Source organism: Sorangium sp. So ce124 (genome assembly GCF_051525235.1).
Lineage (GTDB): Bacteria > Myxococcota_A > Polyangia > Polyangiales > Polyangiaceae > Sorangium > Sorangium atrum.
In genome coordinates this window covers 4,346,429-4,365,901 of the sequence record NZ_CP150312.1, presented here as the reverse complement: position 1 = coordinate 4,365,901, position 19,473 = coordinate 4,346,429, and the positions used below count along the sequence as shown (strand labels likewise).

15 protein-coding genes are annotated in these 19,473 nt (G+C 71.9%); 2 read left to right on the top strand and 13 right to left on the bottom strand.

The window, feature by feature from the left end:
* Positions 1–108: 108 nt before the first annotated feature.
* On the top strand, positions 109–1,326 hold the full coding sequence (locus WMF19_RS16475; RefSeq protein ID WP_437900001.1) for a hypothetical protein: 1,218 nt from the start codon (positions 109–111) through the stop codon (positions 1,324–1,326).
* 9 nt (positions 1,327–1,335) lie between these two features.
* Here WMF19_RS16475 and WMF19_RS16470 read toward each other — a convergent pair whose 3' ends face one another.
* Both WMF19_RS16470 and WMF19_RS16465 read right to left on the bottom strand, forming a co-directional pair.
* Positions 1,336–2,229, bottom strand: coding sequence for a serine/threonine-protein kinase (locus WMF19_RS16470; RefSeq protein ID WP_437901639.1), 894 nt, complete (start codon positions 2,227–2,229; stop codon positions 1,336–1,338).
* 740 nt (positions 2,230–2,969) lie between these two features.
* Entirely contained in the window at positions 2,970–3,416 is a 447-nt protein-coding gene (locus WMF19_RS16465) for a tellurite resistance TerB family protein (RefSeq protein WP_272097975.1), read from the bottom strand.
* A gap of 169 nt (positions 3,417–3,585) precedes the next feature.
* Here WMF19_RS16465 and WMF19_RS16460 point away from each other — a divergent pair, with 169 nt between their 5' ends.
* Positions 3,586–4,629 (top strand): serine/threonine protein kinase, encoded by a 1,044-nt coding sequence (locus WMF19_RS16460; protein ID WP_437900000.1) that lies wholly within the window; start codon positions 3,586–3,588, stop codon positions 4,627–4,629.
* A 42-nt stretch (positions 4,630–4,671) separates the two neighbouring features.
* Here WMF19_RS16460 and WMF19_RS16455 read toward each other — a convergent pair whose 3' ends face one another.
* The 11 genes from WMF19_RS16455 to WMF19_RS16405 all read right to left on the bottom strand — a co-directional run bounded on the left by WMF19_RS16455 (position 4,672) and on the right by WMF19_RS16405 (position 19,316).
* Positions 4,672–6,036 (bottom strand): GNAT family N-acetyltransferase, encoded by a 1,365-nt coding sequence (locus tag WMF19_RS16455; RefSeq protein ID WP_437899999.1) that lies wholly within the window; start codon positions 6,034–6,036, stop codon positions 4,672–4,674.
* A complete protein-coding gene (locus WMF19_RS16450; RefSeq protein WP_437899998.1) occupies positions 6,033–7,169 on the bottom strand; it encodes a D-alanine--D-alanine ligase family protein in 1,137 nt (378 codons plus the stop codon). The genes WMF19_RS16455 and WMF19_RS16450 overlap by 4 nt, the downstream gene beginning before the upstream one ends.
* Before the next feature lie 536 nt (positions 7,170–7,705).
* Positions 7,706–9,493 (bottom strand): ATP-dependent zinc metalloprotease FtsH, encoded by a 1,788-nt coding sequence (gene ftsH, locus WMF19_RS16445; protein ID WP_437899997.1) that lies wholly within the window; start codon positions 9,491–9,493, stop codon positions 7,706–7,708.
* 355 nt (positions 9,494–9,848) lie between these two features.
* Entirely contained in the window at positions 9,849–12,230 is a 2,382-nt protein-coding gene (locus WMF19_RS16440) for a PAS domain-containing sensor histidine kinase (protein ID WP_437899996.1), read from the bottom strand.
* Positions 12,231–12,464: 234 nt separating this feature from the next.
* Positions 12,465–12,890, bottom strand: coding sequence for a DoxX family protein (locus tag WMF19_RS16435; protein ID WP_437899995.1), 426 nt, complete (start codon positions 12,888–12,890; stop codon positions 12,465–12,467).
* Positions 12,891–13,019: 129 nt separating this feature from the next.
* Complete coding sequence (locus tag WMF19_RS16430) at positions 13,020–13,868, bottom strand: ABC transporter ATP-binding protein (protein WP_437899994.1); 849 nt, start codon at positions 13,866–13,868, stop codon at positions 13,020–13,022.
* Positions 13,865–14,812: an ABC transporter permease gene (locus WMF19_RS16425; protein WP_437899993.1), complete on the bottom strand. Its 948-nt coding sequence runs from the start codon at positions 14,810–14,812 to the stop codon at positions 13,865–13,867. The genes WMF19_RS16430 and WMF19_RS16425 overlap by 4 nt, the downstream gene beginning before the upstream one ends.
* A complete protein-coding gene (locus WMF19_RS16420) occupies positions 14,809–16,248 on the bottom strand; it encodes an ABC transporter substrate-binding protein (protein ID WP_437899992.1) in 1,440 nt (479 codons plus the stop codon). Before WMF19_RS16420 ends, WMF19_RS16425 begins: the two co-directional genes overlap by 4 nt.
* 4 nt (positions 16,249–16,252) lie before the next feature.
* A complete protein-coding gene (locus tag WMF19_RS16415) occupies positions 16,253–17,236 on the bottom strand; it encodes a HEAT repeat domain-containing protein (RefSeq protein WP_437899990.1) in 984 nt (327 codons plus the stop codon).
* A 21-nt stretch (positions 17,237–17,257) separates the two neighbouring features.
* Positions 17,258–17,542 (bottom strand): 4Fe-4S dicluster domain-containing protein, encoded by a 285-nt coding sequence (locus WMF19_RS16410; protein WP_437329529.1) that lies wholly within the window; start codon positions 17,540–17,542, stop codon positions 17,258–17,260.
* A 40-nt stretch (positions 17,543–17,582) separates the two neighbouring features.
* Complete coding sequence (locus WMF19_RS16405) at positions 17,583–19,316, bottom strand: fumarate reductase/succinate dehydrogenase flavoprotein subunit (protein WP_437899988.1); 1,734 nt, start codon at positions 19,314–19,316, stop codon at positions 17,583–17,585.
* Between the last annotated feature and the right edge of the window lie 157 nt (positions 19,317–19,473).

Sequence of the window (19,473 nt, the reverse complement as noted above, 5' to 3'; positions counted from 1 at the left end):
CATCTCGCCGCCCGGCCTGCCCGCAACTCGCGGCCCGCTCGCTGCCCGCGCCGCCACCCGAGGATGGCGTTCGCGTGACAGCACGCGTACGATCACCCCGCTGTCCTTATGAACGCACTCCGTTGCCCACCCGGTCTCCGCGCGCTCATCGCAACAGCCGCGCTGGTCCTCGTCGCCTGCTCCGGCGTGAGCTCGCCTGCTGGCGGGGCGTCCGGCAAGGGCGCTGGCGGCGCGGGCGGCGGTGGTGGCGAGAGCGCCCCCTCCGACGGTGGCCACGGAGGACAGGGAGGCGGTCCGGGCGACGCCATGGAGTGTGTCGACGAGTGCCCCGCTGAGAGCGCGGGTATCACGATCGGCTGCAAGAAGCGCTTCATGTTCGGAATGAACTATGCGTGGCACAACTTCGCCGGCGACTTCGGCGGCATCGCCGCGTGGGGCAAGCGCGGCGTCGCGGCCGAGGCGGAGACGCACGCGAAGAACCTCGCCGACATCCGTGCTCACGGGGCGAGCGTCGTGCGGTGGTGGATGCTGCCGGAGATCCGGGGCGAGAGCGTCGTCTTCGACACGAGCGAGAACCCGACAGGCCTCGGCGGGACGACGCGGCGCGACGTCCAGAAGGCGCTAGAGCTCGCCGAGCAGGCGGACGTCAACCTGGTGTTCTGCCTGTTCTCCTTCGACAACTTCCACCCGACCCGGCTCGACGCCGACGTGAAGACCGTCGGTATCACCTCCATCGTGAAGGACGCGAAGCGGCGCGCGAAGCTGATCGACAAGGTCGTCCGGCCGATCGCCAAGGCCGTGGCGCAGAGCCCCTACCAGCACCGGATGGTCGCGTGGGACGTGATCAACGAGCCCGAGCTGGCCATGACCGGATCGAGCCCGGACGACGGCCCTCGCTACGAACCCGACCCCCAGGTGGAGCCGATCGAGCACGCGCAGATGGCGGCCTTCCTCGGCGACACCATCCGGGCGCTGCGCGCGGAGAGCGCGGCGCTCATCACGATCGGCTCGGCGTCGATGAAGTGGGCGCGATCCTGGCGAGACACCGACGTCGACTTCTACACCTTTCATATCAACGACCGGGTCAACCTGTACTGGCCATACAACCAGTCGCCCAAGGACTACGGCATCACCGACAAGCCCGTCATCATGGGAGATTTCCCCATCGCCGGCCTGGCCACGGCCGCCTTGCCGACCCTCCTGGAGAGCTGGTACAGCCACGGATATGCGGGCGCGATCAGCTGGGCCTACAGCGACGCGACCACGACCGAGCTCGACGCGATCAAGGCCTTCTCCGACGCGAAGGGCTGCGACGTGAAGTACTGAGAGCCCCGCTCAAGAGAGCCAGTAGTCGACGAGGGACGCGCCCGTCACGTCGTGGGCGACCCCGGCCGCGATCGCCCACTGGGCCAGCGCGCGGCCCAGCGCCGCCATGGTAGGGAAGCGCCCTTCGGGGTCCTTGGCCAGGCCGCGCTCGATGATCTCCCAGAGCCGCGAGTGCAGCTCGAGGGCCTCCGGGCGGGGCGGGGCGGCGCGCAGCACGTCGTGTACGATGGAGATGCTGCTCGGGCCGCCGAACGGGCGGCGGCTGCTCACGAGCTCGTAGAGCACGACGCACGCGCTCCACACGTCGCCGCGCGCGTCCGACTCCTGCCCGCCGCGGACCTGCTCGGGCGCCATGTAGGCCGGGCTCCCGACCAGCGTCTCGCTCCGCTCGTCGCCCGCCGCGCGCACCGCCGTGGAGGCGATCCCGAAGTCGATCAGCTTGGGGACGGTGCGGCGGCCCTCGCGCACGAGGACGATGTTCGCCGGCTTCACGTCCCGGTGCACGACCCCCGCGCCGTGCGCCGCGCCGAGCGCGCCGACCACGGGAAGGAGCAGCTGGACCGCGGAGATCGGCGACATCGCGCCCGACTCGGCGAGCACCTGGGCGAGCGACCGGCCCTGGAGGAGCTCCATCACCGCGAACGGCTCTCCCTCCTCCGTGAAGCAGAGATCGAAGATCCGCACCGCGGCGCGGTGCGACACCCGCGCCGTCGCCTGCGCCTCCCGGGTCAGCCGCGAGGCGGCCTCCGGGACGGCGCAGTCGCGACGGATGAGCTTGAGCGCGACATCGAGGCTCAGGGCGAGATTCCGCGCCTTCCACACGGCGCCCATGCTGCCCTCTCCAAGGAGCTCCGTGAGGCGATAGCGCCCCCCGAGGACGTCGCCTGGGGCGTAGCGCCGCAGCGCGGCGGAGCGCGGGTCGATCGCGGGGACCGCCCGGGCGGCAGCCGCGGGCGAGCCGGCGAGGCCGGTCCGCAGCGTGGCGGGCGGTACGCTCGCCGGGGTGGCCGGAGCGTCGCTCGGCGCCTCCAGCGGCGCGACGTCCCCGCCGTGACGGAAGGCCGAGCCAGACGGCCGCGACAGGCGGCCCGACGTCCGGAGGTCGACAGGCTCGAACGGAGGGCGGTGAGACGAAGGCCAGCGCGGAGACCGCGGCGAGCGGTACGCACGCTGAGAGGCTCGGCCCCCACTCGGAGGGCGGGATCGATTCGACGCGGGATCCATCGAGGCGCCATGTGGCGTCGTGGAGCTGTCAGTTCGGTGGCTGTCCATGTCCTTTGCTCACGGGTACTGCAAGGAGCAGGCCGATGAAAATCGCCGCAGATCCGCCCCTTTCCCGCTCGCCGCGGCGCCGAGATTGCGGTGTGGAGGCATCAGATCGGCGCCCGCCGCCATCGGCTCGCCCGGGGGCAGCGCGCCGTCCGCCGCGACCGGCGCGCAGCGCGTCGTCCGCCGGCGCGGTCCCGGGACGAGCGCGCGACCGATCCGTCGGCGCAACGGTCGTCGCACGACGCATTCCCTGCGCGCAACACCGGCGCTCTACGGGTACATCGACGGTGGATGTCGGTCTGGATCCCGAGTGCCAGCGAGGCACCACCGGGGGCGCGCCGGGGTCGCCGCGGCGCGGTCACCCCTCGCGCCGCTCAGCGGGCCGAGCCGGGCACGACGCGCCCCTTGAACGCGATCGGCACCTCGAGGGCCCTGGCCGCCTCGACGAGCAGCGCGTGCTCGCTCTCGTGGATCACGCCGTCGGCGGCCACGAGGCGGACGGCCAGCTCGATCGCGGCCTCGCGCATCCGCACGTCGGGCAGGCGGGCGCGCAGCGCGGCGAAGCGGCCGCTCCTGCCCTCGTCGCGCACCGAGCGCTCGATGATGGAGATGAGCGACTCGACGAGGTCGGCCCCGACGCGCCCCTCGCTCATGGCCGCCACGTGCCGCGCGAGCTCGGCGCGCTCGGCCTCGTTGATGGAGCCGTCAGCGTATGCGGCGAGGAACATGATCTCGACCATCGCCTCGAGCCTGCTGATCTCGAGGTGACGAAACGAAAGCTGCGTTTCTTCCATCATGAGGTGCTCAGGATAGCGTATCACGGCCGCGCTTGACACAGCGCCCCTGGGCCCGCCCGGTAACGGCGCTCGCCGCGTGGCAACGGCGCTCGCCGCGCGGCAACGGCGCTCGCCGCGCGGCAACGGCCTCCGGCAGCGCGCGGCGAAAGTTCTCGTCGAGCGCGACGCCGGTCGGTGCTCAACTCTCCCCACCATGAGCACCACCACCCCGACCGACCTCTTCCTGTCGCTGACTCCGCACAAGGTGATCGAGGCCGTCGAGGCCGCGGGCGTCCCCTGCAACCGCGTCTGCTACCCGCTGAACTCGTTCGAGAACCGCGTCTACGAGGTCGAGCGCGAGGATCGCACCCGCGTCATCGCCAAGTTCTACCGGCCGGGGCGCTGGACGCGGGAGCAGATCCTCGAGGAGCACCGGTTCCTCGCGGAGCTCGCGGACGCCGAGATCCCCGTCTGCCCGACGCGCCCGTTCCCCGGCGGCGAGACGCTCAAGCAGATCGACCACATCCCGTACTGCCTCTTCGAGCGCATGGGCGGCCGCGCCCCCGACGAGCTCGGCGACGAGCTGTTCGTGCGCCTCGGCAGGCTCGCCGCCCGCATCCACAACGTGGGCGCGGCCAGCGCCGCCGAGCACCGCGTCCGGCTCTCCGCCGACACCTACGCGCGCGAGGACCTCGGCTGGCTCGTCGAGCGCAAGCTCATCCCCGCGGCCGTCGAGCGGCGGTACCTCGCGGCCGCGCGCGCCGTCGCGGACGTGGCCGAGGAGCGCCTGCGCGGCGTCGACGTGCACCGCATCCACGGCGATCTGCACCCGGGCAACCTGCTCCTGCGCGACGGCGCGCTCCGCGTGCTCGACTTCGACGACATGGTCGTCGGCCCCGCCGTGCAGGATCTGTGGCTCCTCCTCCCCGGCCGCGACGAGGCCGCCCGGCAGCAGCGCGAGCTCTTCATCGAGGGCTACGAGGAGCTCCGCCGCTTCGACCGCTCCACCCTCGGGTTGATCGAGCCCCTCCGAGGGCTCCGCATGATCCACTACGCCGCATGGATCGCGCGGCGGTGGCACGACCCCATCTTCCCGAGGACCTTTCCGCACTTCGGCACGGAGGCGTACTGGCGCGAGGAGGCGAGCTCGCTCGAGGAGGTGCTCCAGCTGACGCGCGCCGGGGACGCGGGCGGCCCCAGCGGCGGCGCGGACGAGCCGCCGCCGAGCGGGGGCAAGTACTTCTGGGACCTCAACTGATCCCGCCACGAGCGCCCGCCGCCGCGCGCGCGGCGCGGGCGATCAGAGGCGCTTCAGCACCAGGATCAGCCGCCACGCCGCGGCGTGCTCGAACGGCACGTCGACGTTGAAATCGCCGAGCGTCGCCACCAGCGAGAGCTCCGGCACCCGCTCCGCGACGCGCCGCCACCCGGCGAGGTCCGGGATGTACCACGTCACCTCCTGGCGGATCGACGAGAGCTCCCTCGGCGCGCCGCCGTTGCGCCGGGCCGAGCACACCACCTCGAGCGTCACGGGCACCACGCGATCGGGCGTCGACCGCTCGATGTGGATGCGGAACCGCGCGTCGATCGACTGCTCGCCGCGCAGCTCGGTCCACTCCGTCCTGTTCACGCCGGACGGCGTGAGATCGGCGGGGTGGGTCGCCTCGATGACGTGGACGCCGCCCGGCAAGAGCAGCGAGGCGGCGAGCCGGAGGTGGCGCTCGAGCGCCGCCGGTGTGGCCAGCTGGTGGATCGCCGAGAGCGGCACGAACGAGAGATCGACCGGCGCGACGTCCGGGCGCTCGTCGAGCTCCGCGCACGAGAAGCGGATGCCCGCCCCGGCGCCGCGGGCGCACGCGGCGCGCTCCGCATAGGCGATCATCGCCGCCGAGCCGTCCGCGCCGGCGCAGCCGACGCCGAGCTCGGCGAACGCCTCCAGGTGCCGCGCGGGCCCGCAGGCCCACGAGAGGACGCGCTGCACCGGGCGGCCGCCGAAGCGGCGCGCGCACGCGAGCAGGAAGTCGCGCTCGGCGGCGTAGTCGCGGTAGCCGAACGCCGCGTCGTAGAGCGCAGGCTCGCCCGGCGGCCGCGTATCGCTGCGCGCGGGCGCCTCGCCGCGCGCGGACGTCTCGCCGGCCGAGGGCGCCGCCGAGGCGCGCGCCGGGGCGACCCGCCTCGTGTAGATGATGAGATCATCGCCCGGCGCGTAGAAGTCGGCGAGGACCGCGGACCGCGTGAACTGCACCGCGTCGTAGAAGCGCACCGCCGCGCCGTGCCCCTCCCGGCTGCCCGTCTCCACGCGCACGAGGCCGCCGCCCTCGCGCGCGATCTCGCTCTCCATCGTGGACACCAGCCCCCGCGCCACACCCGACCGGGCGAAATCGGGCGAGGTCGCGATCCAGTACAGGTCGTACGTGGACTGCGTCATCGGCGTGCGGCCGTAGCAGAGGTACCCGAGGAGCCGCGGCGCCCCGTCGCCGCCCGGGGCGCCCTGGAAGCTCAGCACGAACCGGTAGCCATAACCGTCCGTCGAGGGCTGGCCGAGCGTCACGTCGACGAGCTCCAGCGCCACCGCGCGCTCGTCGTCGGTGAACGCCGGGACCGACTCGAGCAGCGCCGCGATGAGCGGCCGATCTTCCGCGCGGAGGCCGCGCTGGGTGATCACGGCGCCTCGGGCGCGGCGGCGAGGGCGCCGCGGGCAGCGGAGCGCGCCGCGGCGCGGCCGCGCGCCGGCGCGCGGCCGCGCGCGTGAAGCAGATCGTCGTGGCGCGCGCCGCGGGCGAGCGCCGCGCGGAGGATCTCCCAGACGACGTCGGCGTACGACAGGCCGGCGCGCGCCGCCGCCCGCGCGAAGCCGGCGTCCGGCGAGAGATCGCAGTTCGGGTTGACGTCGATGACGTACGGCGTGCCGCGCTCGTCGAGCCGCACGTCGACGCGGCCGTAGTCGCGCAGCCCGAGCACCTCGAACGCGCGGCGGCCCACGGCGACGACCCGGCGCAGATCGAGCGGCCGCAGCACCGCCGCAGAGGAGGGCGTCCCGATCGACGCGGCGGTCTCCGGGCGCCACTTCGACTCGTACGTGATCACGTGCGGGTGCCCCTCGGGCAGGCCCTGGAAGGTGACCTCGCCGGGCGGCAGCACGCGCGGCGTCGGCCACCCGAGCAGCGAGACCGAGATCTCCCGCCCGTGCACGTAACTCTGCACCACCACCGGCTGGCGGCACTGCGCGACGACCGAGGCGACCTGGTCGCGGAGCGCCTTGCGATCGTGGACGACCGAGCCCCGATCGATCCCCATCGAGCCGTCCTCGCGCTCCGGCTTGACGATGACCGGGAACGCGACCTCCGGGATGCGATCCGGGCCTTCGACCCGCACCGTCGCCGGCACGCGCACGCCGGCGCGCGCGAGGATCCGGTTCGCCTCGGCCTTGTGCAGGCAGCTCCGGAGGGCGACGTGATCGCTGCCCGTGAAGCCGAGATCGAGCCCCGCGAGCAGCCACGCGCACATGACCTCGTGGCGGCTGTCGCCGTCGAGCGCCTCGCACAGGTTGAAGATCACGTCCGGGCGATGGTCGCCGATGGCCGCGAGCACCTCGCTCGGCCGGAGCACAGGCCGGTGCGCCACGCGCACGCCCGGAGCCGCGGCGAGGGTCGCGAGCACACTCTCCGCGACCACCGCGCTGCCGTCCTCGCGACCGAGCCGGAGCCGACCGCTCCCCACCCGCTGCGCGAGTGGCGGCTCATCGACGGCTTCCTCCGGATCTCTGTTGGACAGGATCAGTATCCGAGGCTCAGGCACCGCACGCCTCCGAGCCTGCGCGGGGCAGGAGAGCCCGCGACGGCCGCGCCGAGCTCAGGGAGCGGCCGGAGAGAGGCCTGGCCATCAGCGAACGCGGAGGGGGTGCCCTGTCGAGAGACACGCGAACGAAACGGAATCCATGCATGCAAGTGGCCACACTTCACCAGCTTGCCCGGCATTCGCAAGGGGAGATTTGCCATCTCCGGACGGAAAGGAAGGCGCGACGCGACGCGGCTCAATGCCCCCGCGCCGGGTTCGGATCCGGCGCGCGCAGCCGTGAAGCGAGCTTTCCGAGCACAACGTATCTCGGATAACAGGCGCTTCACACGCCGGCCACACGCGCGGGAGCGTCGGAAGCGTCGAAGACGAGAAAAGATGGCTGAGCTGCGGGGGGAGTTGGGTCGAGTCCGGCGGCGAGAGGGTCGAGTCCGGCGGCGAGAGGGAGAGCGCCGGACGCCCTCACGGCGAGCGGGGCGGCCTGTCGCCGAGGACGCCTGAAAGGACTTCCCTTCCCGGCGTCCTCGAGCCTCCGCCGGTCAGGCGGCCTGGCCTTCGGGGCGCGGCCTGCGATCGGCCGGGAAACAGGCGTGGATCTCGTCCATGCCGAGCGTCTCCTTCTCGAGGAGCGCCTTGACGAGCGCCTCGATCTCGCCTCGCCGGGACCTCACGATCTCGACGGCGCGCGCGAGCTGCGCTTCCGTGAGCGCCCGCGCCGTCTCGTCGACCCGGTCGAGCAGCGCCGGGCTCCGCGAGGGGTGCCCGTCGCCGACGCAGATGGGGCCGAGGTGGCTCATGCCGAGCTCCGCGACCATCTTCCAGGCGATCGTCGAGGCGCGCTGGATGTCGTCCGAGGCGCCCGCCGTCATCGTCCCGAGGATCACCATCTCGGCGGCGCGGCCGCCCATCAGCATGCAGATCTGATCCTCGAGGTACTCTTTCCGGTACATCAGCCGATCCTTCTCGGGCAGCGCCTGGGTCACGCCGAGCGCGCGGCCCCGCGGCAGGATCGACACCTTGTGCACGGGATCGCAGCTCGGCGCGAGGAGCCCGACCGCGACGTGCCCGGCCTCGTGGACGGCGGTCGCATAACGCTCGTCCTCGTCGACGAGCACCCCCTTGCGCTCGAGCCCCATGAGCACCCGGTCGCGCGCGCGGTCGATGTGCGTCGGGTCGACCGCGTCGGCGCCCTCGCGGGCCGCGAGGATGGCCGCCTCGTTCAGGAGGTTGGCCAGGTCGGCGCCCGAGAAGCCCGGCGTGCCGCGGGCGATGTAGCCGAGGTCGACCTCGCCCTGGAGCGGGATCGGCCCGGCGTGGACGTTGAGGATCTCCTCGCGGCCGCGCACGTCGGGGAGCGGCACGGTGACCTTGCGGTCGAAGCGCCCCGGCCGGAGCAGCGCCGGGTCGAGCATGTCGACGCGGTTGGTCGACGCGATCACCACGATGCCGGTCTCGTGGTCGAACCCGTCCATCTCGACGAGCAGCTGGTTCAGCGTCTGGTCGTGCTCCGCGGAGGCGGAGTCGCCGTGCCCCTTCGCGCGGGCCCGCCCCACGGCGTCGATCTCGTCGATGAAGACGATGCACGGCGCGGACTTGCGCGCCTCGGCGAAGAGCGCGCGGACACGGGAGGCGCCCACGCCGACGAACATCTCCTGGAAGCTCGACCCAGACGCCGAGAGGAACCTCACGCCCGCCTCGCACGCGACGGCGCGCGCGAGCAGCGTCTTTCCGGTCCCGGGCTCGCCCGTCAGCAGCACGCCGCGCGGCGGGCGGCCGCCGAGGCGCGCGAAGCGATCGGGGCTCTTCAGGAACTCGACCGTCTCGGCGAGCTCCTGCTTGACCTCGTGCATCCCCGCGACGTCGGCGAAGCGCACGGACGCCCGCGCGGCCCCGGCCTTGACGTCGGAGAAGACCTTCGGGCTGCGCCGCCGGCTCACCGTGAAGAGCGCGAAGCCGACCACGGCCAGCACGACCACCGGGAGCACCGCGGACGCGGCGCGCGACGGATCCTCCCGGGAGGCGAAGTCGACAGAGGCGCCGGCGCCCGCGAACCGGGAGACCAGCTCCTGCCGGAGCGTCGGCTCGTCGACGACGGCCGTTACCGCGGCGCCGCCCGCTTGACGCACGAGGAAGCGATCCCCCGTCACCTCGACCGCTGTCGCCTGCCCTGCCTGCGCGATCTGGAGGAGCTCGGTGTACGTCGCCGCACGTTGCGCGGACGACTCGCGCGCCGCGCGCAGCGCGAGCCCGAGCGTGACCGCAAGCACCACCCCCATGAACCCAAGCACCCAGAGCCGGCGCCCCGCGGGCCCCAGCCGCTTACTCACCTGCAAGAACCAGGAATTCACTGCTGCGCCACCTTACTGCCCCGGCGTCGGGCCGGAGCGGATCTCAGGTGTAGCAAGGATACGAACCTCAGGAAGTTCCTTCTGCAATCATTCTGACGATCTGAGCCGTAGAAACCTGCGAAAGAATGGCAGCACCGCAAAACGGAATACGGACAACGTACAGCGGCAGGACAAACGTCTCTTCAATCCTAGGAGGACCGGGAGGAACGATTGACGAGCTCGCCGGCCATGGATTGACGAGCTCGCCTGAAAGCCGCTTTTCGAGATGGGGCCGCCGGTGGAGCAGGAAGCAGGAGAGAGGCGCAGAGAGGGGCTGAGAGGGGTTGTCTGCGCGCTACGCCCCGACGGCTCGCGCGGTATCGGGCGCGAACGGCAGCGAGAAGCGGAATGTCGTCGCGCCGCCGGGGCTGCTCTCGACGGAGATGGTGCCCCCGTGGGCCTCCACGAGGCCCTTCGTGATGTAGAGGCCGAGACCCACGCCACGGACGCTGCGCGGAACGGCATCGGGCGCGCGCCAGAAGCGCTTGAACAGGTGCGGGAGGGACGCCTCCGGGATACCGCCGCCCCAGTTGGTCACCGCGACGCGCGCGCTGCCCGGCCCGGCGTCGACAGCGACCACGATGTCCCCCTCCGGCCGACCGTATTTGGCGGCGTTGGAGAGCAGGTTGGTTACGATCTGCTCGATCCGCCCTGGGTCCGCCAGGACGGCGGGCACCACGCCCTTCACCGCCAGGCGCACGGCGTGGCCCGCGGTCACATCGGCCGATTTCTCGAGGATCTCGCCGAGCTGCGCGCGGAGATCGACCGGCGAACGATCCAGCGTGAGCTGCCGCGCCTCGATCCGCGAGGCATCGAGGAGATCGTCGATCATGCGGCGGAGCCGCTCGATGGCCGAGGTGATCCTGTCGAGCTGCTTTCGGCAGTCCGCGACGGGCCGCTCGCCGGCTGCGCGACCCAGGAGCTGGCTCGCGGTCGCGATCACCTGGATGGGCTGGCGGAGATCGTGAGCGATGACGCCGATCCACTCCTGGCGCTGCCGCTCCATCTCCTTGAACGCCGAGATGTCATGAAAGACGGCGACGGCGCCCTGGAGCTCACCGTCGTCCGAGCGCACCGGCGCAGCGTTGACCAGCACCGGAACGAGCCCCCGGTCGGCGCGCCGCAAGAGCGCTTCGACGCCCGTCACGGCCTCCCCGCGCTCAAGGGCCCGGATCAGCGGGCGCTCCTCCCAGACAAGGGGCTCTCCCGCCGGCGTCCTGTGCTCGAAACACAGCCGGTTGCCCCAGGGATCGGGTTCGTCCTCGGCGCTCGACGCGTACTGGAAAGCCAGCTTGTTGCAGCTGATGAGCCGCCCCTCGGCGTCGACCAGGATCGCCGCTTCGGGCAGCTGCTCGACGACCGCCTCGAGCTGCGAGCGGAGGCGCCGCTCCGCCTCGTGCGCCCTCGCGACCTCGGCCTCCATCGCCTTGCGTCGCCCGATGTCGCGGCAGATCGTCGAGACGCCGGTGACGCGGCCCGACGCGTCCACGATCGACGACACGGTGACCTCGATGTCGATGGTCTTGCCGCCCTTGGTCCGGCTCACGGCCTCGAAGCGCTCGACGCGCTCGCCGCGGCGCAGGCGCGCGAGGACGGCCTCCGCCTCGCCGGCGCGCTCGGGCGGGCACAGGAGGGGCAGCCTCTTCCCGATCGCCTCGCAGACGCAGTAGCCGTAGAGGCGCTCCGCCGCCGGGTTCCAGCTCAGGATGGTCCCGTCGAGGGAGGTGCCGATCACGGCGTCGTCCGAGGCCTGCGCGACGGTCGCGAGGAAGGCGCGCGCCTCCTCGGCGCGCTGCCGCGCCTCGTCGAGGAGGTTCATGCGCGCCGCGCTGACCCAGAGCATGGCCCCGAGCAGGAGCGTCGTGATGGCGGAGGCGAGCGATAACGACGCCGCGATGGGGTACGCCCCGCGATCCGCGCCGAACAGGAAGAGGCGACCGATGACGAGCGGAACGAGGACGACGTAGGGCAGGAAGCGCCGCAGCAGCATGCCTCCGGACCGGCCGGCCGTCAGCGTGGCGAACGCCGTGCAATCGGGCCGCGCCATGAGGAGCCCGGCGCAGAGGGCGAGGTGCGCGATCGCCGCGTGGAGCGCCATGCCCGTGAACGGAAATAGCGGCGGCAGCCCGTAGAAGTAGCCGACGCCGAACACGTAGCCGGTCAGCGCCGTCAGCGCGAGCGCCGCGGCCAGGAGCGCGCTCCATTCCGAGAACAGGCACGCTCGCCGCGTCTTCACGCGCAGCGAGAGGAGCGAAAGGCTGATCAGGACGCAGCAGAGCGCGGTGTTCGGCGGGGGCCTGCCGGGGAACTTGCTCGGGAAATCCACGCGCCCCCCGAACAGCACGCGATCGACGCCGAGATCCCAGGCGAAGATGTACTGCGCGAGGACCGCGAGGCCGAGCGCGAGGACGACGGCGGCGCATGCCTGCCCCAGCCGGCGTGAACGCGCCGGACACTCTCGCACGCCCAGCGCCCAGAGCGAGACCCCCGCCAGGACGAGGGCAACGGCGGTGTTGGGCACCATGCGCGGCAGGCCGTCCGCGATGGCGACGAGGGCGGTCGACCCGATCCACCAGCCGAGCAGCGTCACGCACCCAACGGCGAACGAACAGGTCGCTGCGATGACGACACCGCGTCGCGCGCTGCTCGAAGGCGCCATCGCCTCGGCGTCTCTCATCGGGTCCTCCCGACCGGAGCATAGTGTGGGGACGGCGCGGCTTCACATGCGCAATTCAAACGCGCACATTGGCCGGCGCACACGCTGTCCACCCCAGATGGATCACAGGGCGCTCCAGCGCGCGCCGACGTCATCCGCCCGGCCGGACGCCGCAGGGCAGCGCGGCTCAGATCGGCCGCGCGAGATCGAGCGGCGACGCCCTCGCGCAGATCGGGCGAGGGCGCGCGCGAGCGCTCAGCGCTTCGGCCCGAAGATCGCCGCGTCGGCGGAGAGCCTCCCTGGCCCGACGAGGAGGAGCGCGAGGGAGATGCCGAGGTAGACCGCCGCCGCCTCGTAGGAGTGTCCGCCCATCGAGACAAATGGATCGCCCTGCGACACGTGCATCGCGACCGCGACGGCCATGGTGGCGGCGATGCCCAGCGACGCGAGCGGCGTCAGGAGGCCGACGATCCAGGCAAGGCCGCCCCCGAACTCCGAGAGCGCGGCCAGCGCCTGCAAGAACCCTGGAACGGGCGCGCCGGCCGGCATCCAGCCGAAGGGGTGCTGGATCTTCCCCCAGCCGTGAAACATGAACGCGACGCCAATAACGACGCGAAGCGCGAGCAACCCGACCGAGGCCGAGAACGGCACGTCGGTCACCCCCAGGAATCTCTTGAACATCGGGATCACTCCTCTCGGCTCGGTAGTAAGGAGGAACGCCCGGGACATCAAGCGCGCAAAAGAGGGCCGGAGCCGCCGGACCCGGAACGCCGCGCCACCGCGGCCCGGGGCCGGGCGCCGGCCCGCGCCTCACGCGCCGGTCTGGGCCTCCAGGTCGTGGCGGTGCGCGGCGGCCGCGCGCTCGTCGCGGAGGGCCTCGAGGCACCGCCGCTTGATCGCCGCGAACTCGCCGGAGCCCACGATCGCCGCGGTCCTCGGCCTCCCGAACGGCACCGCGATCTCCGCGCCGACGCGGCAGGGGCGGCGGGTCATCAGGGCGATGCGGTCGGACAGGAAGATGGCCTCGTCGATGTCGTGCGTGACGAACAGCACCGTCGTGCGGACCTGGCGGAAGACGTCGAGCAGCAGCTCCTGCATCGAGAGCCTGGTCTGGGCGTCCAGCGCGCTGAACGGCTCGTCCATTAGCACGACGCGCGGCTCCGTGATCAGCACGCGCGCGATCTCCACGCGCTGCTGCATGCCGCCGGAGAGCTGCGCCGGGTAGGCGTCCTCGAACCCCGACAGCCCGACCAGCGAGAGCAGGCGCCGGGACGCCTCCCTGCGCTCGCGCTCGGGGACGCCGCGCACCTTGAGGCCGAAGCCGACGTTGTTCAGCACCGTCTTCCAGGGGAGCAGGGAGCTCTGCTGGAAGACCATGCCGCGCGCCGGCCCCGGCCCCTCGACCCGCTCGCCGCCGACGACGATGCTGCCGCGCTCCGGCGCCACGTACCCGGCGACGGCGTTCAGGATCGTCGACTTCCCGCACCCGGACGGGCCGAGGAGGCTCACGAGCTCGCCGCCCTCGACGCGGAGGTCGAGATCCCGCACCGCCTCGACGCGGCGGGCGCCCACCCCGAGCGCCACGGACAGGCCGCTGATCTCCACGGCGCCCCCCGGGCTCTCCCGGCGCGCCGCCGCGCGGTTCGCGTCGAGCGTCATCGGCCCTTCTCCTGGGGCTGCTGCCACGGGGTGAGCCACGCGCCGAGCCGCAGGACGAGCGCGCTGCTGAGCATGCCGAGCAGGCCGATGAGCAGCATGCCGAGGACGATGTCCGGATAGCGCTGCAAGTTGTACGACTCCCAGGTGAAGTAGCCGATGCCGTACTGACCCCCGATCATCTCGGCGGTCACGAGGCAGAACCAGGACGTCCCCATGCCGATGCTCATCCCCGTGACGATGCTCGGCAGCGCGCCCGGCAGGACCACCTCGAGGAACAGGCGGAGCGGGCGCGCGCCCAGGCTGCGGGAGCTCGCGATGAGCCGCGGATCGAGGGCGCCCACGCCGTGGATCGTCGCGATCAGGATCGGGAACAGCGCCCCCATGTACGTGATGAAGATCATGCTCAGCTCGGCCGACGGGAACATCAGGATCGCGAGCGGGAGCCAGGCGACGCCCGGGATGGGGCGCAGGATCTCGAGCGGCGGCAGGAGGGTGTCCTCGGCGAGCCGCGACCTGCCGATGAGGAGCCCGAGCACGACCCCCGTGGCGCCCGCGGCGGCGAACCCCGCGAGGACGCGGAACACGCTGTTCCCGAGGTGCTGCCAGAGCTTCGGCGAGGCGAAGAGCTCCCGCGCCGCGGCGAGGACGTCGGTCGGCGCAGGCACGTTGAGGAACGTGACGACGCCGAGATCCGCGCGTGTCGTCGACGCCCACTGCCAGAGGCCGACGCACACCGCCACGGACAGGGCGCGCAGGAAGGCGCGGCGGAGGTCGCGGCGCGGGCGCCCCTCGCGGCGCGCGCCGCCCGGCGCGGGGGACGCGCCCCGCCGGGCCGCGCTCGCCGGGGCGGACGCAGCCTTCGCGCTCGCCGGGGCGGGCGCGAACGCCGCGCTGCCGCCGAGCTCCGCCCCGGCCGACGCGCTGCGCTCGGAGATCATCGTCATGGCGCCGCCGCCGTGAGCTTCGCGCGCTCGGTCTGCAGGGTCGCGAAGTCGACGACCGCCGCGCCGTTCTCCGCGGCCCACCGCTCCGCGTCCTCCTTCGCCAGGAACGCCGACAGGCCGCCGTCCGGGCGCCTCGCGTACCACGCGCGATCGGCGAGGAGCTTCACCCCGCTCGCGCGATCGTGCACGAACACCGCGCGGATCTCCTTGCCCTCGGTCTTCAGCTGCCCCAGGGCGGCGAGCGCCGTGCCGGGGCTCGCGTACGCGCGCACCTTCGGCTCGCCCGCGACCCAGATCTGCGCGGCCAGCGTCGGCTCGGCGATCGGCTCCCCGGACAGCGCGTCCTTCCCGGACAGCGGGAGCTTCGCGTAGCTCGCGAGCCGCGCCTCGTAGTCGAGCCCGAGCTCCGCCGCCGCGCGCCGGATGTACCGGTCGTCCACGAACGTGCCGACATCGAGGGTCGTGTCCGTGCGCTTCAGCAGCGTGAGCGTGTCCACCGCCACCTGGAGGGCGCGGCGGACCTCGGGCTTGATCGTGAAGTCCCGCGTCTGGATGCCGAGCGGGCCGTGGAACATGTAGGCGACCTCGGCGTCCACCCCGGTCACCTTCTCGATGAGCTCGCTGTATTTCTCGGGCTCCTCCGCGAACAGGCGGTCGGCCTCGAGCGCCGCCTTGAGGAAGGCCACGACGATCTCCGGGTATTTCTCCGCGTACGCCTCGCGCACCAGCACGCCGTGCACCGTCGGCACCTTCACGCTGGAGCCGTCGTAGATCTTCCTGGCGAAGCCGCGGAAGGGGAACAGCTCCGCGAACGGGACGAAATCCGCGTGCGCGTCGATCTTGTTCGCCTTGAGCGACGAGCCGCCCACCTCCGGCGACTGCGAGACGAGCGTCACGTCCTTGTCCGGGTCCCAGCCGAGATCGCGGATCGCCCGGAGCAGCATGCCGTGGGCCGACGACCCGAACGGCACCGAGATCTGCTTGCCCTTGAGGTCCTTCAGGCCCTGGACCGGGGAGTCGCTCGGCACGACGATCCCGTTGCCGCTCCCCAGCGCGCTGCCGGAGAGCGTGGCGATGAAGTGGCTGCGGCTCCCCTGCTTCTGGAACGCCACGCCGTTCAGCACGCCGGGGAAGTCGGCCATCGCGCCGATATCGAGCTTCTCGGCCACCATCTCGGTCGTCAGCGGCGGCCCGGAGGTGAAGTCCTTCCACTCGATCTCGTACGTGACGTCCTTGTACTTGCCGTCCCTCGGCAGGTGCTTCTCGAGCAGCTTGAGCTCCCGGATGAGCAGCCCGCCGGTGGCGCAATTGATGGTCGTGTCCTGCGTCCCGATCGCGATCCGGATCGTCTGCTTCGCCTCCGGCTTGCACGACAGCCCGGTGAGGACCGCAGCGAGCAACGTGAGGAATGCGAGCGCGCGAAGTGCCCTGGTCATCGGTTCAATCCCTCGCAAAGGTCTCATGTCGTCCTGTCCCCGCCCGGATGGCATCGAGCGCGCGGCCGGCCGCCTTCCGCACCTCGACGTCGGCGTCGCCGAGCAGCCGGCGGAGCGGCGCCTCCGCGGCCGCCGCCTCGATCTCGCCGAGCGCCTGCGCGGCCGCCTTGCGCAGATCCGCGAGGTCGCTCCCGAGCAGACCGACCAGGTCCTCCGTGGCCGAGGCGGCCCGGAGCCGCCCGAGCGCGAGCGCCGCCTCCTTCCGGACCTGCCAGGCGCCGTCGTCGAGGGCGCTCCGGAGGTGCGGCGCCGCGAGGCCGTGCGCCGAGCGGCCGAGCACGATGGCGGCCTCGACCCGGACCCGCCAGTCCGGATCGGAGAGCAGCCCCACGAGGTCCTGGACGAGCGCGGTATCGCCCCGCGCGCCGAGCGACTCGAGCGCGCCGATCGCGACCTGCCGCACCCGCGCGTCGGGATCGCGCAGGCTCGGGCGGAGCGCAGGCGCCGACTCGGGCCGCCGCAGGTAGGCCAGGGAGAGGACCGCCTCGCGCCGCACCTCGGGATCCGGGTCGCCGAGCGCCCCTTCGAGGGGCGCGAGCGCCCGCGGGTCGCGGATCTCGCGGAGCGCCACGATCACCGAGGTGCGGACGAACGGGCTCGTGTGCCCCAGCGCCTCGATGAGGTGCGTGGCGGCGTCCGCCCCGCGGATCTCCCGGAGCGCCGTGGCGGCCGCCTCCCGCACGCGGGCGTCCTCGTCGTCGAGCGCCCCGACGACGGCGGGCACCGAGCGGGCGTCGCCGAGATCCTCGAGGTGCCCGAGCGCGAGCGCCCGCACCGTCGGATCCTCGTCGCGGACGGCCGCGATGAGGGGGTGGATGATCTCCGGATCCGAGAGATCCTCTATCTGCGTCAGCGCCAGCTGGCGCGCGCCGGGGTCGGGATCCCCGAGGATGCCCTCGAGATCCCGCGCGAGCGAAGGCTGTGTCATGTCGTCTCTGCCGTGGGGTCGTTATCGGATGAGAAAGGGGATCTTCACGGTGATGGCCTCTTTGGGGCAATCGATCTCGCACGCGAGGCAATACCAGCACTCGTCGTAGGCCATGTGGGCCTTCTTCGTCTCGGGATCGATGGCCAGGCAATCGACCGGGCACGAGTCGATGCAGATGCGGCAGCCCTTGATGCACGACGCCTCGTCGATGACGACAGGCAGATCGAGCCGCACGGCGGCCTCGGCGTGGCCCACGGACCTGGCGCTCTGCGCCTTGACGGATTCGCGGTTGAGCAGGTGACCCATCGCTTGATTGACCTCGTGTTCTCGCGTTCTCGGGCGCTCGTCAGACGGACGCGCGCGGCTCCTCGGCCTGGATGCGCAGGCGGTGGTAGGCCGTGCGCTCGCCGTCGTCGATCGGGAAGAGATAAGGCTCCACCGGCCTCTTGAAGGCGACCATCTCGCCGCGCTCGTCCTTCTTCAGGTTCACGTGCGTGAACCAGCGCTGGTCGTCCATCTCGGGGTAATCGAGCCGGTAGTGGTAGAGGCCCCACCGGCTCTCGGTCCGGTACAGCGACGCGCGCGCCGCCATCTCCGCGCAGTCGCGGATGAAATGGCACTCCATCACCCGCATGAGCTCGTGGGGGCTCTCCGCGGTGACCTCCTCGAGCTCCTCCTTCGCCCGCAGGAAGTACTCGAGCCCGAGCGTCATCTTGTTCCCGGTCTTGGGCGGCTGGAGATAATCGTTCACCAGGCGCCGCACCTTGTATTCGTACTGGTGCGGCGGCACGCCGCTCCGTCGAGAGAGCGGGGCGAGGATGCGCTCTCGCTCGGCGTCGACCGCGGCGGCGAGCGGCTCGACCGCGGGCGCGCGCTCGAGGTAATCGAGCGCGCTCTGGGCGCAGATCTTCCCGTAGGTGAGCGCGCCGAGCAGGTAGTTGTGCGGCACGCACGCCATGTCGCCGGCGGCGTAGAGCCCGGGCACCGTGGTCTCGCCCTTCTCGTTGACCCAGACGCCCGACGCGCTGTGCCCGCTGCACAGGCCGATCTCGGAGATGTGCATCTCGACGAGATCGCTCGCGTAGCTGTGCCCCCTGCCCTCGTGGAAGCGCCCGCGGCTCGGGCGCTCCGTCTGGTGCAGGACCCGCTCGACCTCGGTGATCGTCTCCGGGGCGAGGTGGGTGAGCTTCAGGTACACGGGGCCGTTCGCGGAGTGGAGCTCCCGGTAGAACTCGAGCATCATCTGCCCGCTCCAGTAATCGCTCTCGATGAAGCGGTGCCCCCGCGCGTTGACCGTGTGCCCGCCGAGCGGGCCTGTCACGTACGCGCACGCCGGACCGTTGTAGTCCTTGATGAGCGGGTTCACCTGGAAGCACTCGATGCCGGAGAGCTCGGCGCCCGCGTGGTACGCCATCGAGTAGCCGTCTCCCGCGTTCGACGGGTTCTCGTACGTCCCGTGGAGGTAGCCGGACGCCGGCAGCCCGAGCCGCCCCGAGGCGCCGCAGCACAGGATGACCGCCCTCGCCTTGATGATCTCGATATGCCCTTCCCGGGTGTCGAAGCCGATCACCCCGGCGACGTGCCCGTCGGTCACGAGGATCCGCGTCGCCATCACGCGGTTGACGACCTTCACGCCGGCGCGCTTGACCATGCGCGTCAGGATCTTCTTGAGGTCGTAGCCCTCGGGCATCGGGAGCACGTAGCTCCCGTTGTGGTGGACCTTCTTGACGTCGAAATCGCCCGATCGTGTCTTCTGGAACTTCACGCCCCAGGAGTCGAGCTCCTGGATCATCGCGAAGCTGTTCCGCGCGTATTCATAGACGGCGCGCTGGTTCACGATGCCATCGTTGGCCACCGTGATCTCCTTCACGTACTGCTCCGGCGTCGCGTGCCCTGGTAGGATGGCGTTGTTCAGACCATCCATGCCTATCGCGATGGCGCCGCTCCGCTTGATATGCGCCTTCTCGAGGAGGACAACCCTCCCCCGGGGCAACCGCTGTTGCGCCTCCACCGCTGCAGTGGAGCCTGCGCTGCCGCCGCCCACGACGACGACGTCCGCCTCTGTCACGCGAATGTCCATTACAAGCCCTCAAGGTTTCAGGCGCGCGCACACGACGACCCCACCGCCTCTCGGCCCAGTGGCCAACGGCCAGCGGCCGGGGTCGGACGCCCGGCGTCTCTCATCACAGACGCGGCGTCCGTTTTAACAGACGGCCTGTGCTTCGGCAACAGCTTTG